Here is a 13,188-nt window from a genome sequence, read left to right on the forward strand (position 1 = left end):
CGGTGGCGCTGGACGCCCCGGCCGGGCGCGGGGAGGATGCCCCCGCACCGGAGCAACCAAGCGGGGGGAAGGGCGCGCATGGCATTCGAGGAATTCATCGGCAAGACCGAGACGGCGGAGGACCGGCTGGACCCCCGCCTGGTGCAAGGCCTGGCCGCGACCCTGGACCTGGAGGTGCCGCAGGGCGACGTGCCGCCGCTGTGGCACTGGATGCTGTTCCAGGACTGGCGCCGCCCCTCCGGCGTGGGCCCCGACGGCCACCCGCGCCGCGGCGGCTTCCTGCCCCCCGTGCACGACCTGCCGCGCCGCATGTGGGCCGGCGGCCGGCTGGAGTTCACCGCCAACGCCTTGCGGGCGGAGGACCGGGTGACCCGCCGCTCTACCATCCTCGCGGTGCGCGAGAAGACGGGCGGCTCCGGCCGGCTGGTCTTCGTCACCGTGCAGCACGCGCTGGCGAACGACCGCGGCCCGGTGCTGACGGAGGAGCACGACATCGTCTACCGCGGCGCCGAGGGCGCGGCGGTGAAGCCCGCCGCCGCTGCTGCCGATTTCGGCCCGGCGCTGGAGCGGGTGGAGCATCCCGACGCGCTGATGCTGTTCCGCTATTCGGCGCTGACGGGCAACGGCCACCGCATCCACTACGACCTGCCCTACGTGACGCAGGAGGAAGGCTATCCCGGGCTGGTGGTGCACGGGCCGCTGCAGGGCACCTTCATGGCCGCCGCCGTGCTGGCCGCGGCGCCGGGCCGGCGGCTGGCGCGCTTCGCCTTCCGCGGCGCCCGCCCCGCCTTCGCCGGCCACCCCCTGCGCGTGCTGGCCCGCGTGGAGGGCGACGCCGCGCGCGCCGAGACGCGCGACCCCTCGGGCGCCACCTGCATGGCGGCGGAAGCCACGCTTGCCTGAACGCCAGACCTCCGGCGAGGCGGCGGTCCGCGGGCTGCTGTTCGCCTTCATGGGCTACGGCGTCATCACCCTGGCGGACGCGGCGGTGAAGGCCATGCTGCCCGCCATCGGCGTGGCCGGCGCCATGCTGTGGCGCGGCGGCGTCGGCGCGCTGGCGGTGGCGGCCATGGCGGGGTTCCGCGGGCTGCGGCCGCGCCGGGCCCCGTTGGTGCTGGGGCGCTCGGCCATGCATTGCTGCGTCTCGGTCATCTGGTACTTCGTGTGGATGTCGGGGGTCGGGCTGGCCGACAGCTACGCCGTCGCGGCCGCATCGCCGCTGCTGATGACGCTGCTGGCCATCCCGCTGCTGGGCGAGAAGGTGGGCTGGCGGCGCTGGACCTCCTGCCTGCTCGGCTTCGCCGGGGTGCTGGTGATGCTGCAGCCGGGCGGCGAGCTGTGGCGGTGGGAAACGGCGCTGCTGCTGGTCGGCGTGCTGGGCATGGCGCTGTCGCGCATCTGGACGCGCACCCTGGCCAGCACCGACACGCCGCAGGCCATCGCCTTCTGGCTGATGCTGATGCACATCCCCTTCGGCTTGGCCTTGCTGCCGGTGGAGGCGCTGTGGCCAGACGCCGATGGGCCAGAGCTGTTCCCCGGCTGGCTGGTGGGCCTGCTGGTGTTCTTCGGCATGGCCAACGCCCTGGCCCACCTGCTGTTCGCGCGCGGCTTCGCCATGGCCAGCATCGCCGCGCTGGCGCCGCTGGAATACACGCCGCTGCTGCTGGGCGTGGGGCTGGGCTTCGTCCTGTTCGGCGAGGTGCCGGCCTGGACCACGCTGGGGGGCGCCGCCATCGTGGTGGCGGCGGGCCTGTACAACGTGCACCGCGAAAGGGTGCGCCGGGCGGAGGAGCGCGGCCGGCTGCGCCCGCCGGCCGTCCCGCCGCTGCCCGCCGGCCCGCCGCGCTGAGATGGCGCTGCGCCACGACATCCGCCGCGGGGCGCTGTGCATGCTGGCGGCGACGGCGCTGTTCTCCGTGATGAACGTCTTCGTCAAGCTGGCGGGCGCGGATCTGCACTTCCTGCAGGTGATGTTCTTCCGCTCGCTGCTGGCGGTGCCGGTGGTGCTGCTGCTGGTGCTGCGCGGCAAGGACCGGCCCAGCCTGCGCACCCGGCGCCTGCCCCAGCACGCGCTGCGCGCCCTGACCGGCACCACCGCCATGGCCTGCTCCTTCTATTCCCTCACCCTGCTGCCGCTGGCCGAGCAGGCGGCGCTGACCTACGCCACCCCGCTGTTCGTGACGCTGCTGGCCATCCCCTTCCTGGGCGAGCGCGTGGGCGGCGCGCGCTTCGCCGCGGTGGGGCTGGGCTTCGCCGGCATCCTGGTCATCGCGCTGGGCAAGGGGGCCTTCGGCGGCGCGGTGGACGCGGCCGCCGCCTGGGGGATGGCGGTGGCGGTCTCGCACGGGGTGTTCTCGGCCGCGACCACGCTGCTGGTGCGCTCGCTCTCCTCGACGGAGCGCTCGGGCACCATCGTGCTGTGGCAATCCCTGCTGATGACCGCCTTCACCGGCGCGGCGCTGCCCCTGGTCTGGGTCACGCCCTCGGCGGGGGGCTGGCTGTGGCTGCTGGTGATCGGGCTGGTGGGCGGGGTGGCGCAGGTGCTGCTGACGGAGGCCTACGCCTCCGCCCAGGTTTCGGCGCTGGGCGCCTTCTCCTACAGCGGCATCCTGTGGTCGGTGGCCTTCGGCCTGGTGGTGTTCGGCGACCGGCCGAGCGCGTGGACGCTGGCCGGCGCCGCCTTGATCGTCGGCGCCGGGCTGCTCATCATGCGCCACGAGATGCGCAGGAAACCCCGATGAACGTGCCCTTCCTGCGCGAGGACGCGCTGCCGCCCGGCGAGGTGGAGCAGGTGGCGCCCGGCCTGCGCCGCGTGCTGTGCGACAACCCTTCCGCCTTCACCTTCCGCGGCACCAACACCTACCTCATCGGCGGCGGCGCCTCGGTGGCGGTGCTGGACCCCGGCCCGGCGGACCCGCGCCACCTGCAGGCCATCCTGGCCGCCACGGCGGGCGAGCGCATCACCCACATCCTCGTCTCCCACACCCACAACGACCATTCGCCCGGCGTGCGCGAGCTGCAACGCCTGACCGGCGCCCCCAGCTACGCCCACGGCCCGCATGCCACGCCGAAGGATGCCGGGCAGGAGGGCGGCGACCACGACTTCCAGCCCGACCACCGCCTGGCCGACGGCGCGGCGCTGGAAGGGGCGGACTGGCGGGTGACGGCGCTGTTCACCCCCGGCCATTGCGGCAACCACCTGTGCTTCGCGCTGGATGGCACCGGCATCCTGCTCAGCGCCGACCACGTGATGTCCTGGTCCACCTCGGTCGTCTCGCCCCCCGACGGCTCCATGCGCGACTACATGCGCAGCCTGGGCAGGCTGCGCGAGCGCGAGGGGCAGGACCGCCTCTACCTCCCCGGCCACGGCCCGCGCCTGCCCGAGCCGATGCCCTTCCTGGACGCGCTCTCGGCCCACCGGCAGAAGCGCGAGGGGCGCATCCTCAAGGCGCTGCGCGAGCACGGGCCGGCGCCGCTGGAGGCGCTGGTCGGCCCGGTCTACGGCCCGCTGGACCCGCGGCTGGTGCGCGCCGCCGCGCGCTCCATGCTCGCCCACCTGCTGATGCTGGAGGAGGACGGCGCGGCGGCCTGCGACTCAGGGCTTTGGCGGCTTCTCCGGCCGGCGTGAATCGCGGCCGATGATGCGCACCAGCGGGCGCGCCGGGTCGGCACGCCAGCGCAGGAACTCGTCCACGATCATGCGCGTGATGGCGGCATGCGGCGCGGCGGCGAACTCCTCCGGGGTGAAGAAGCGCAGCTCCTCCAGCTCCCCCGACCCCTGGAGGCTGCCCGTGGCGGCCTCCGCCGGGGCCAGCAGGAAGCGGGCGTGGAAGCGCAGCGGCCGGTCGGTCGGGGTGATGGCGCGCGTCAGGTAGCGCAGCGGCGCCAGGCCCTCCAGCACCAGGCCGGTCTCCTCGAGCAGCTCCCGCGCCGCCGCCACGCCCAGGGCGCGCGCCAGGCTGGGCCGCGCGGAATAGCCGAGCTGCGCCAGCGTGTCCGTGGGCAGCTCGCTGGCGGCCGGCGCGCGGTAGTCGGCCCGGTCCACCCGCCCGCCGGGAAAGACCAGCATGCCGGGCATGAAGCGCAGCGCGCGGTGGCGCCGGCCCATCAGCAGCTCCAGCCCCCGCCCGCGGCTTTCCCGCCACAGCAGCAGGGAGGAGGCGTCGCGCGCCGGCGCCGGGCGATTGCCGCCGCTCGCCGCCGCGCGCTCAGCCAAGCGCGATGCCATGGCCGGCCAGCCAGTCCCGCGTTCCCGGCCGCTCCGGCACCGAGAGCTGGCGCGCGACGTTCTCGCTCCAGCGGCAGCCCCCAGGGGCCGCGCCGTGCACCTCGGGGTAGCGCGGCTTCGCCGGCGGGCGGCGGGCGTCGTAGGCGGCGATGGCCGCCGGGTCGGCGTCGGCGTGGCGCTCGGCGTGCAGCACCACCTCGGGCGGCAGGCGGGCGGACACCTCGTTGCGCGCCGCGGGCCAGCCCAGCGCCAACCCGGCCAGGGGGAACACGCCCGCGGGCAGCGCGCAGAGGTCGCGCACCAGGTCCAGGTGGTTGCGCACGTAGGAGACGGGGCAGCTGCCCAGCCCCAGCGCCTCCGCCGCCATGACGGCGAAGCCCAGCGCCAGCGCGGCGTCGGCGGTGGCGTTGATGAAGCTGTCCACGCTGTCATTGGCGTTGGGCAGGCCGGCGCGCGCGCCGACCAGACGGTTGCGCCGCAGGTCGCCGCAGAACAGCAGCAGGACCGGCGCCTCAGCGATCCAGGGCATGGTGCCGATGGCCTGGGCGATGCGCGCGCGCGTGGCGTGCCCGCGGATGGCGATGATGGAGTATTGCTGCAGGTCGCTCTTGCTCGGCGCCGATTGCGCGCCGGCGACGACCATGCGCAGCAGGCCGTCCGGCACCTCCTGCGCGGTGAAGCGCCGGGTGACGCGGCGGTCGAGCAGCGGGCGCAGAGCCTCGCTTCCCTCCGGCGGCGCGAAGGGAAGGAAGCCGTAGCGCGCCCGCAGCGCCTCCGTCACACCGGGTCCCAGGAGAAGACGTCGCCCGAGCGCTCCAGCGGCGTGAAGGCGGTGCGCATCGCCGGCAGGGCGATCTCGGCGATCTTCTCCGGCGTCCAGCCGCTCTCGCTGTGCACCGACTTGATGGGGCGGTTCTGCGAGAACAGGAACAGCTCGTGCATGCGCGGGGCGAAGATCTGGCCCGAGACCTCCTTCGCCGCGTCGGAGGCCAGGAACACCGCCAGCGGCGCGTTCTTCTCCGGCCCCATGCGCATCAGCCGCTCCACGCGCGCCTTCTGCTCCGGCGTCTCGGCGGGGATGGAGCTGGTCATGCGGCTCCAGGCGAAGGGGGCGAGGCAGTTGGAGCGCACGTTGTAGCGCTTCATGTCCAGCGCGATGGACTTGCTCAGCGCCACGATCCCCAGCTTGGCCGCCGAGTAGTTGGCCTGTCCGAAATTGCCGATCAGCCCGCTCGTGCTGGTGATGTGGACGAAGGCGCCGCTTTCCTGCTTGCGGAACACCTCGGCCGCGGCGCGCGAGACGAAGAAGGAGCCGTTGAGGTGGACGTTGATGACGGCCAGCCATTCCTCGGGTGACATGCGGTGGAAGATCTGGTCGCGCAGGATGCCGGCGTTGTTCACCACGATGTCCACGCGGCCGAAATTGTCCATCGCGCATTGCACGATCTTCTGCGCGTTGGCCCACTCGCTGACGCTGTCGGTGTTGATGACGGCCTGGCCGCCCTTCTGCTCGATGATGCCCTTGGTCTGCTCGGCCGGGGTGGCGGAGAAGCCCTCGCCGCCCAGGCTGGCGCCGATGTCGTTGATGACGATCTTCGCGCCGGCCTCTGCCATCGCCAGCGCGATCTCGCGCCCGATGCCGCCCCCGGACCCCGTGACCACCGCGACCTTGCCTTCGAGCATCATGGATGCTGCTTCCTTCCCGTTATGCGGTGCGGAGGCTAGACGCCGTGGCGGCGCAGGGAAAGGCCACCAGGAGATGACGCGCATGCTGGCGGTGCTGGCCTGGGGCTGGTGCGCCGCCTTCCCGCTGGCCGGGCTGGGCGCCGGGCTGCTGCTGTTCGGCGACGGCGCGCTGTTCTCCTACGCCGTGGCCGCCGCCGATTCGTGGGACTTCCACTTCCGCCAGATTCCCGCCCGCGCCGCCGCCTGGGCGCTGACGGCGGGGCTGGGCGAGGCCGTCACGCGCCTGGCCGGGGCACCGGAAGCGGGCGTGCTGGCCTTCCATGCGGCCTTCCTGGCGCTGCCGGCATTGGGGCTGGCCGCCACCTTGGCCGCCGACCGCACGGGGCGCATCCTTCCCTGGGCCTGCGCCTCCGCCGCGCTGCTGCTGCCGCTGGTTTTCGGCTTCCCCACCGAGCTGTGGGTGGCGCACGCCGCCTTCTGGCCCGCCCTGGCGCTGGGCTGGCACGCGGCACCGCTGCCGTGGCTGGCGCTGGCGCTGGGCATCACCGCGCTGTCGCACGAGGCCGGGTTGCTGTGGGCGGTTGGGCTGGTGGGGCTGCTGGCGCTGGCGCCGGGCTGGCGGCCGCTGCGGCGCGGGGCGCTGGCGCTGCTGCCGGCCCTGGCGGGCTTCGCGCTGCTGAAGCTGGCCGTGCGCCCCGACCCCTACGTGGCGGAGGTGATGGGCCGGGTGGGCGCCGGGTTCTTCCAGTGGCGCCCGGCCCTCGCCCCCCTGCTGCTGACCATCGCCGCGGTGCTAAGCGGCTGGCTGCTGCTGGCGCCGCTCACGCGCTGGGCGCCGGTGCTGGTGGCGGCGGCGCTGGTGGCCTGGTGGGCCTCCGGCCTGGCGCCGCTGCACGCCGAGGGGCGGTACTTCGCGCGCACCCTGCTGTTCCTCGGCGCGGCGCTGCTGGCCTTCGGGGCGGCGCTGCACGCGCGCGGCTGGCTGCCGCGGCCACGGCGGGACTGGCGCCCGGCGCTGCTGCTGGTGACGCTGGTGCATGCAGGAGAGGCGGCGCGCTTCACCGCGGGCTGGCTGGGCCACGCGGCGGCGGTGCGGGCGCTGGCCGCCACGCCCGGCGCCGGGCCCATCGCCGGCACGGTCCTGCCCGCCGCCAGCGCGCCCTTCGCGTGGCACAGCACGCTGCCCTTCTTGTCGGTGATGCTCGCGCCCGGCCTGGCGCCGGCGCGGCTGGTGGTGGACCCCGCCAGCGACTACTTCTGGTTCGGCTGCGCCCAGGCCCGCCGCAACGCGGCGTCAGGCCGCGCCCTGCCGGGGGCGACGCGCGCAGCGGTGGCCCGCCACGCCTGCGCCGGGCGCCCGTGACTCAGACGTGGAAGCTCTCGCCGCATCCGCAGCGGCCCTTCTCGTTCGGGTTGGTGAAGGAGAAGCCGGCGCTCATCGCCTTCACCTCGTAGTCCATCACCGTGCCGATCAGGTAGAGCGAGGCCTTGCGGTCCACCAGCAGGGTCAGCCCCTTGTCCTTCACCACCTCGTCCCCCGGCCCCGCGGCGTCCACGAAGTCGAGGTCATAGGCCATGCCGGAGCAACCCTTGGTCTTCACCCCGATGCGCAGCAGCTTGCCGCCCTCCGCCTTGGCGTAGAGGGCGCGCAGCCGCTCTGCCGCCGCGTCGGACAGGGTCAGCAACGGCGGCAGCTCGCGCTTGGGCCGGGCGATGGGCGTGGTCATGTCCATTCGGGCCTCCTTCGGTCAGAACATGTTGAGGGCGAGGCGGGCGTCCTCGCTCATCCGCGACTGGTCCCAGGGCGGGTCCCAGACCACCTCCACCCGGCAATCGGTCACGCCCGGCACCTGGCGGATCGCCTCCTCCGCCTGCGCCGGCAGTTCCTGGGCCGAGGGGCAGGAAGGGGTGGTGAGCGTCATCTCCACCGTCACCGCCCCGGCGTCGTCCAGCTCGATGGCGTAGACGAGGCCGAGCTCGAAGATGTCCACCGGGATCTCGGGGTCGAAGACGGTCTTCAGCGCCTCGATCACCTGCTCCTCGCGCAGGGCGCGGCTCACCTCGCCATCCGGGGTCCAGGTCGTCACGGGTTCACTCACTGCTCGCCTCCCGCGCGCCGTCCAGCGCGGCTTCCAGGGTCACCCAGGGCAGGGTCGCGCACTTCACCCGGCTGGGGAAACGCGCCGCCGCCGCCAGGGCGGCCAGCCCTTCCGGCACGCCGCCGGCCTCGCCGCTGCGCGCCATCCGTTGCACCTGCGCCGACAGGGCGCGGGCGCCCGCGGCGTCCAGCCCCGGCAGGGCGCCCGCCATCAGGTCGGCGCTGGCCTGGGACACGTCGCAGCCGCGCCCCAGGAAGGACGCGCGGGCGATGCGCCCGCCCTCCAGCGCCAGGAACACCTCCACCCGGTCGCCGCACAGCGGGTTGTCGCCGCGCGCCGTGGCGTCGGCGCATTCCAGCCGGGCGCGGTGGCGCGGCTGGCGCGCGTGGTCACGGATGGGCGCGGCGTACAGGCCCTCCAGCGCCGCGTCGCTCACGCGAAGAACCGCCGCGCCTCGCGCAGCGCCTCCGCCAGGGCGTCCACCTCCTCCCTGGTGGTGTAGAGGCCGAAGGAGGCGCGGGCGCTGCCGGACTCCAGCCCCAGCCGGGCGTGCAGCGGCTCGGCGCAATGGCGCCCGGCGCGGATGCACACGCCGCGGCGGTCCAGGAAGCTGGACAGGTCGTGCGGGTGCGCCGCGTCCAGCGCGAAGGCGAAGACGCCGCCGCGGTCCTGCGCGGCGCCCACCAACGACAGGCCCTCGACCTCCGGCAGCACGCGCATGGCGTGGTCCACCAGGGCGCGCTCATGCGCCTCGATGGCGTCCAGGCCGATGGCCTCCACGTACTCCACCGCGGCCTTGAGGCCCTGCGCCTCGATGATGGGCGGCGTGCCGGCCTCGAAGCGGGCGGGCGGGGCGGCCCAGGTGAAGCCGTCCAGCGTGACCGTCTCGATCATGTCGCCGCCGCCCAGGAAGGGCGGCATGGCCTCCAGCAGCTCGCGCTTGGCGTAGAGCACGCCGATGCCGGTCGGGCCGTAGAGCTTGTGTCCGGTGAAGACGTAGAAGTCGGCGTCCAGCGCCTGCACGTCCACCCGCCGGTGGACCGCGGCCTGGGAGCCGTCGAACAGCACCCGCGCCCCGGCCTCGTGCGCCAGGCGGGCGATGGCGGCGGCGGGGGTGACGGTGCCCAGCACGTTGGACATGTGGGTGACGGCGACGAGGCCGACATCGCCCTTCGCCAACTCCGCCCGGAGGGAATCCAGGTCCAGCTCGCCCGCATCGGTGATGCGCACGTGGCCCAGGCCGATGCCCAGCCCGGCGTCGCGCAGCATCTGCCAGGGCACCAGGTTGGCGTGGTGCTCCATCTCGCTCACCAGCACGCGCTGGCCGGGCTTCAGCATCCCGCGCCCGAAGGAATGGGCGACGAGGTTGATGGCGTTGGTGCTGCTGCCGGTGAAGACGATCTCCTCCGGCCGCGCGGCGTTGAGGAAGCGGGCCACCGCCTCCCGCGCGGCCTCATGCTTCTCGGTCGCCAGCTCGCTCAGGTGGTAGGCGCCGCGGTGGACGTTGGCGTAGGCCGTCTCCATGCAGGCGCGCATGGCGTCCATCACCTGCCGCGGCTTCTGGGCGGAGGCGCCGCTGTCCAGGAACACCAGCGGGCGGCCATGCACCGGCTGCGCCAGGATGGGGAAGTCCTGGCGGATGCGCGCGACGTCGAAGGCGGGCAGGGGCATGTCCATGGTCAGGCCGCCTCCCGCTCCCACCAGCCGGCCACCGCCTCGTCCAGCGCGGCGCGGGCGGCGGGGTCGGTCACGCCCTCCACCGCCTCCGTCAGGAAGGCCTGCACCAGCAGGGCGCGCGCCTCGCGCTCCGGCACGCCACGGGCGCGCAGGTAGAACAGCTGGTCGGGGTCCAGCGCGCCCACCGTGGCGCCGTGGCTGCACTTCACGTCGTCGGCGTAGATCTCCAGCTGCGGCTTGGCGTTGATCTCCGCCTCCTCGCTCAGCAGCAGCGCCTGGTTCATCTGGTAGCCATCGGTGCGCTGCGCCGCCTGGCGCACCAGGATCTTGCCCTGGAACACCCCGCGGGCGCGGCCGGCCAGCACGGTCTTCACCGTCTGCCGGCTGGGGCAATCGGGGGCCGCGTGGTCCAGGAAGGTGGTGATGTCGGCGTGCTGGCCGTCCGCCGCAAGCTGCGCGCCGTTCAGGTGCGCCGCCGCCCTGGGGCCGTTCAGCGCCACGTGCATCTCGCCGCGCGCCAGCCGGGCGCCGGCGTTCAGCGTGAAGCTGTCATAGGTGCCGCCCGCCGCGACGTCGGCGCGCACCGTGGCCAGGTGGAAGGCGCCCCGCCCCTCGCGCTGCACGCGAACATGGGTCAGCGCCGCGCCCTCGGCCACCGTGACGTCGAAGACGGGGTTATGCAGGTAGGTGGCGCCGGCCGGGCCCAGGCTGGTTTCCAGCAGGGTCAGGCTGGCGCCGGCGGCCAGGCGCAGCACGTGGCGCGGGTGGAAGGCGATGGGCCGGGCGGCGTGGGCCGCCAGCGACAGCAGCTCCAGCGTGCCGCCCTCGGTGCCGGCCGTCAGGTCCAGGAACAGCCCGTCCTCCCACAGCAGGGCGTTCAGCGCCGCCAGGGGCTGGCCTTCGGCGCCGCGCAGCAGCGGCGCGGCGGCGTCCAGCGCCGACGGCAGGGAAGCAGCCCAGGCGGGCAGGGCGGACAGGTGCGCGCAGAAGCGCCCATCCACGAAGACGGCGCGATGCGCGGCGCGCATCGGCGGCAGGGCAGGGTGCTCCACCGCCTCGGTCAGCGCCTCGGTGAAGCCGATCTGCGCCAGGGCGCCGAGGTCGGTGTAGCGCCATTCCTCCACGCGGCGGCCGGGCAGGCCGCGTTCGCGCAGCAGGGCGGCGCCATCCTCGCGCAGCGCGGCGGGGCCGGGCAGGCGGGCGCGCAGCCCTTCGTAGCGCGCCAGGAAGGCGGCGGAGCCGGCGGTCAGGGCATTCATGCCGCCGCCTCGCCGTAGCCCTGCGCCTCCAGCTCCAGCGCCAGCTCCTTGCCGCCGGAGCGCACGATGCGCCCGCCCATCAGCACGTGCACGCGATCCGGCACGATGTAGGACAGCAGGCGCTGGTAGTGCGTGATGACCAGGGCGGAGAAGGACGGGCCGCGCAGCGCGTTCACGCCTTCGCTGACGATGCGCAGGGCGTCGATGTCCAGGCCCGAATCCGTCTCGTCCAGGATGGCGAGGGACGGGTTCAGCAGCGCCATCTGCAACACCTCGTTGCGCTTCTTCTCGCCGCCCGAGAAGCCGACATTGACGTTGCGCTTGAGCATCTCGTCGCTCATCTTGAGCGCCTTCAGCTTCTCCCGCGCCAGCTTGAGGAAGGCCATGGCGTCCACCTCGGTTTCGCCGCGGGCGCGGCGCTGGGCGTTCAGCGCGGTGCGCAGGAAGTTGGCGTTGCCCACCCCGGGCAGCTCCACCGGGTACTGGAAGGCCAGGAAGACGCCGCTGGCCGCGCGCTCCTCCGGCTCCATCGCCAGCAGGTCCTGCCCGTTCCAGGTGACGGAGCCGCCGGTGACCTCGTAGCCCTCCCGCCCGCTCAGCACGTAGGAGAGGGTGGACTTGCCCGAGCCGTTGGGGCCCATGATGGCGTGCACCTCGCCCTGCGGCAGCTCAAGGTCCACGCCCTTGAGGATCTGCTTGCCCTCGACCTCGGCGGTCAGCCCTTCGATCTTCAGCATCACCCAACGCTCCCTTCCAGGCTGATCGCCAGCAGCTTCTGCGCCTCGACAGCGAACTCCATCGGCAGCTCCTTCAGCACCTCGCGGCAGAAACCGTTGACGATCAGGCCCACCGCCTCCTCCTCGTTCAGGCCACGGGCGCGGCAGTAGAACAGCTGGTCCTCGGCGATGCGCGAGGTGGTCGCCTCGTGCTCCACCTTGGCGGAGGGGCAGCGGTTCTCGATGTAGGGCACGGTGTGCGCGCCGCACTGGTCGCCGATCAGCAGGCTGTCGCACTGCGTGAAGTTGCGCGCGCCCTTGGCCTTGGCGCCGATGCGCACCAGGCCGCGATAGGTGTTCTGGCTGCGCCCGGCGCTGATGCCCTTGGAGACGATGGTGGACTTCGTGTTCCGCCCGATGTGGAACATCTTGGTCCCGGTGTCGGCCTGCTGGAAGTTGTTGGTCACCGCCACCGAGTAGAACTCGCCCACCGAATCATCGCCCTGCAGGATGCAGGAGGGATACTTCCAGGTGACGGCCGACCCCGTCTCCACCTGCGTCCAGGAGATCTTGGAGCGCGCTCCGCGGCAGGCGCCGCGCTTGGTGACGAAGTTGTAGATGCCGCCCTTGCCCTCGGCATCGCCGGGGTACCAGTTCTGCACGGTGGAATACTTGATGGAGGCGTCGTCCATCGCCACCAGCTCAACCACCGCGGCGTGCAGCTGGTTCTCGTCGCGCTGCGGCGCCGTGCAGCCCTCCAGGTAGGAGACGTAGGAGCCTTCGTCGGCGATGATCAGCGTGCGCTCGAACTGGCCGGTGCTCTTGGCGTTGATGCGGAAATAGGTGCTCAGCTCCATCGGGCAGCGCACGCCCTTGGGGATGTAGACGAAGGAGCCGTCGGTGAAGACGGCGCTGTTCAGGCAGGCGAAGAAATTGTCGCCCTGCGGCACCACGCTGCCCAGGTATTGCCGGACCAGCTCCGGGTGCTCCTGCACCGCCTCGCTGATCGAGCAGAAGATGATGCCGTGCTTAGCCAGCTCGCCCCGGAAGGTGGTGGCGACGCTGACGCTGTCGAACACCGCATCCACCGCCACCGGCATGCGGCCGGAATCCGACGGGCTGTCGCCCGCGCCCTCGACGCCGGCCAGGATGGCCTGCTCCTTCAGCGGGATGCCCAGCTTGGCGTAGGTCTTCAGCAGCTCCGGGTCCACCTCGTCCAGGGACTTCGGGCCGGCCTTCTTCACGGGCGCCGCGTAGTAGTAGGCGTCCTGGTAGTCGATGCGCGGGTAGTTGACGGCGGCCCAGTCGGGCTCCTCCATCTTCTGCCACATCGCGAAGGCCTTCAGCCGCAATTCCAGCAGCCAGGCGGGCTCCTTCTTCTTGGCGGAGATGAAGCGGACGATGTCCTCGTTCAGCCCCTTGGGGGCGAACTCCATCTCGATGTCGGTCTCGAAGCCCCACTTGTAGCCGCCTTCCTGGGCGGCCTGGACGGTCTCGATGGTCTCGGCGACGGCGGGCATGAC

General features: G+C 73.1%; 15 protein-coding genes. 5 read left to right on the top strand and 10 right to left on the bottom strand.

Annotation, left to right across the window (positions count from 1 at the left end):
- Positions 1-78 precede the first annotated feature (78 nt).
- From ACI6QG_RS03545 to ACI6QG_RS03560, 4 genes are read left to right on the top strand one after another with little or no spacing between them, the layout of a single operon-like run.
- Positions 79-903 carry an HTD2 family dehydratase gene (locus tag ACI6QG_RS03545; protein ID WP_407023184.1) on the top strand — a complete coding sequence of 275 codons (825 nt, stop codon included), beginning with the start codon at positions 79-81 and terminating at the stop codon, positions 901-903.
- Positions 896-1,849 carry a DMT family transporter gene (locus ACI6QG_RS03550; protein ID WP_407023185.1) on the top strand — a complete coding sequence of 318 codons (954 nt, stop codon included), beginning with the start codon at positions 896-898 and terminating at the stop codon, positions 1,847-1,849. Before ACI6QG_RS03545 ends, ACI6QG_RS03550 begins: the two co-directional genes overlap by 8 nt.
- Position 1,850: 1 nt before the next feature.
- Entirely contained in the window at positions 1,851-2,741 is an 891-nt protein-coding gene (locus ACI6QG_RS03555) for a DMT family transporter (RefSeq protein WP_407023186.1), read from the top strand.
- The gene (locus ACI6QG_RS03560) at positions 2,738-3,628 is read left to right on the top strand and encodes an MBL fold metallo-hydrolase (RefSeq protein ID WP_407023187.1); all 891 of its coding nucleotides are present in this window, start codon (positions 2,738-2,740) and stop codon (positions 3,626-3,628) included. Before ACI6QG_RS03555 ends, ACI6QG_RS03560 begins: the two co-directional genes overlap by 4 nt.
- Here ACI6QG_RS03560 and ACI6QG_RS03565 read toward each other — a convergent pair.
- From ACI6QG_RS03565 to ACI6QG_RS03575, 3 genes are read right to left on the bottom strand one after another with little or no spacing between them, the layout of a single operon-like run.
- Positions 3,596-4,216, bottom strand: a complete 621-nt coding sequence (locus tag ACI6QG_RS03565; protein WP_407023188.1) for an NUDIX hydrolase — start codon at positions 4,214-4,216, stop codon at positions 3,596-3,598. The genes ACI6QG_RS03560 and ACI6QG_RS03565 overlap by 33 nt on opposite strands.
- Positions 4,209-5,009: a nitroreductase family protein gene (locus ACI6QG_RS03570; RefSeq protein ID WP_407023189.1), complete on the bottom strand. Its 801-nt coding sequence runs from the start codon at positions 5,007-5,009 to the stop codon at positions 4,209-4,211. Before ACI6QG_RS03570 ends, ACI6QG_RS03565 begins: the two co-directional genes overlap by 8 nt.
- Positions 5,006-5,914, bottom strand: a complete 909-nt coding sequence (locus ACI6QG_RS03575) for an SDR family NAD(P)-dependent oxidoreductase (protein ID WP_407023190.1) — start codon at positions 5,912-5,914, stop codon at positions 5,006-5,008. The genes ACI6QG_RS03570 and ACI6QG_RS03575 overlap by 4 nt, the downstream gene beginning before the upstream one ends.
- A 73-nt stretch (positions 5,915-5,987) precedes the next feature.
- On the opposite strand from ACI6QG_RS03575, the gene ACI6QG_RS03580 reads away from it, so the two are divergent.
- Positions 5,988-7,277 (top strand): hypothetical protein, encoded by a 1,290-nt coding sequence (locus ACI6QG_RS03580; RefSeq protein ID WP_407023191.1) that lies wholly within the window; start codon positions 5,988-5,990, stop codon positions 7,275-7,277.
- 1 nt (position 7,278) lies between these two features.
- Here ACI6QG_RS03580 and ACI6QG_RS03585 read toward each other — a convergent pair whose 3' ends face one another.
- The 7 genes from ACI6QG_RS03585 to sufB are packed head-to-tail and all read right to left on the bottom strand — an operon-like array spanning position 7,279 to position 13,185.
- A complete protein-coding gene (locus ACI6QG_RS03585) occupies positions 7,279-7,647 on the bottom strand; it encodes a HesB/IscA family protein (RefSeq protein WP_407023192.1) in 369 nt (122 codons plus the stop codon).
- A gap of 15 nt (positions 7,648-7,662) precedes the next feature.
- On the bottom strand, positions 7,663-8,013 hold the full coding sequence (locus tag ACI6QG_RS03590) for an SUF system Fe-S cluster assembly protein (protein ID WP_407023193.1): 351 nt from the start codon (positions 8,011-8,013) through the stop codon (positions 7,663-7,665).
- Positions 8,006-8,449 carry a Fe-S cluster assembly sulfur transfer protein SufU gene (gene sufU, locus ACI6QG_RS03595; protein ID WP_407023194.1) on the bottom strand — a complete coding sequence of 148 codons (444 nt, stop codon included), beginning with the start codon at positions 8,447-8,449 and terminating at the stop codon, positions 8,006-8,008. The genes ACI6QG_RS03590 and sufU overlap by 8 nt, the downstream gene beginning before the upstream one ends.
- On the bottom strand, positions 8,446-9,690 hold the full coding sequence (locus ACI6QG_RS03600) for an aminotransferase class V-fold PLP-dependent enzyme (protein WP_407023195.1): 1,245 nt from the start codon (positions 9,688-9,690) through the stop codon (positions 8,446-8,448). Before ACI6QG_RS03600 ends, sufU begins: the two co-directional genes overlap by 4 nt.
- 2 nt (positions 9,691-9,692) lie before the next feature.
- The gene (sufD, locus tag ACI6QG_RS03605; RefSeq protein ID WP_407023196.1) at positions 9,693-10,949 is read right to left on the bottom strand and encodes a Fe-S cluster assembly protein SufD; all 1,257 of its coding nucleotides are present in this window, start codon (positions 10,947-10,949) and stop codon (positions 9,693-9,695) included.
- Positions 10,946-11,686 carry a Fe-S cluster assembly ATPase SufC gene (sufC, locus tag ACI6QG_RS03610; protein ID WP_407023197.1) on the bottom strand — a complete coding sequence of 247 codons (741 nt, stop codon included), beginning with the start codon at positions 11,684-11,686 and terminating at the stop codon, positions 10,946-10,948. The genes sufD and sufC overlap by 4 nt, the downstream gene beginning before the upstream one ends.
- Positions 11,686-13,185, bottom strand: coding sequence for a Fe-S cluster assembly protein SufB (sufB, locus tag ACI6QG_RS03615; RefSeq protein WP_407023198.1), 1,500 nt, complete (start codon positions 13,183-13,185; stop codon positions 11,686-11,688). The genes sufC and sufB overlap by 1 nt, the downstream gene beginning before the upstream one ends.
- Positions 13,186-13,188: the final 3 nt, after the last annotated feature.

This window comes from Sabulicella flocculans, assembly GCF_045449635.1.
GTDB lineage: Bacteria > Pseudomonadota > Alphaproteobacteria > Acetobacterales > Acetobacteraceae > Roseococcus.

What these genes read in the sequence shown, in the direction of transcription:
- ACI6QG_RS03560 (WP_407023187.1), top strand. Translation starts at nt 2,738, where the DNA reads ATGAACGTGCCCTTCCTGCGCGAGGACGCGCTGCCGCCCGGCGAGGTG.
- ACI6QG_RS03580 (WP_407023191.1), top strand. Translation starts at nt 5,988, where the DNA reads ATGACGCGCATGCTGGCGGTGCTGGCCTGGGGCTGGTGCGCCGCCTTC.
- sufC (WP_407023197.1), bottom strand. Translation starts at nt 11,686, where the DNA reads ATGCTGAAGATCGAAGGGCTGACCGCCGAGGTCGAGGGCAAGCAGATC.
- ACI6QG_RS03545 (WP_407023184.1), top strand. Translation starts at nt 79, where the DNA reads ATGGCATTCGAGGAATTCATCGGCAAGACCGAGACGGCGGAGGACCGG.
- ACI6QG_RS03575 (WP_407023190.1), bottom strand. Translation starts at nt 5,914, where the DNA reads ATGATGCTCGAAGGCAAGGTCGCGGTGGTCACGGGGTCCGGGGGCGGC.
- sufB (WP_407023198.1), bottom strand. Translation starts at nt 13,185, where the DNA reads ATGCCCGCCGTCGCCGAGACCATCGAGACCGTCCAGGCCGCCCAGGAA.
- ACI6QG_RS03600 (WP_407023195.1), bottom strand. Translation starts at nt 9,690, where the DNA reads ATGGACATGCCCCTGCCCGCCTTCGACGTCGCGCGCATCCGCCAGGAC.
- sufD (WP_407023196.1), bottom strand. Translation starts at nt 10,949, where the DNA reads ATGAATGCCCTGACCGCCGGCTCCGCCGCCTTCCTGGCGCGCTACGAA.
- ACI6QG_RS03555 (WP_407023186.1), top strand. Translation starts at nt 1,851, where the DNA reads ATGGCGCTGCGCCACGACATCCGCCGCGGGGCGCTGTGCATGCTGGCG.
- ACI6QG_RS03585 (WP_407023192.1), bottom strand. Translation starts at nt 7,647, where the DNA reads ATGGACATGACCACGCCCATCGCCCGGCCCAAGCGCGAGCTGCCGCCG.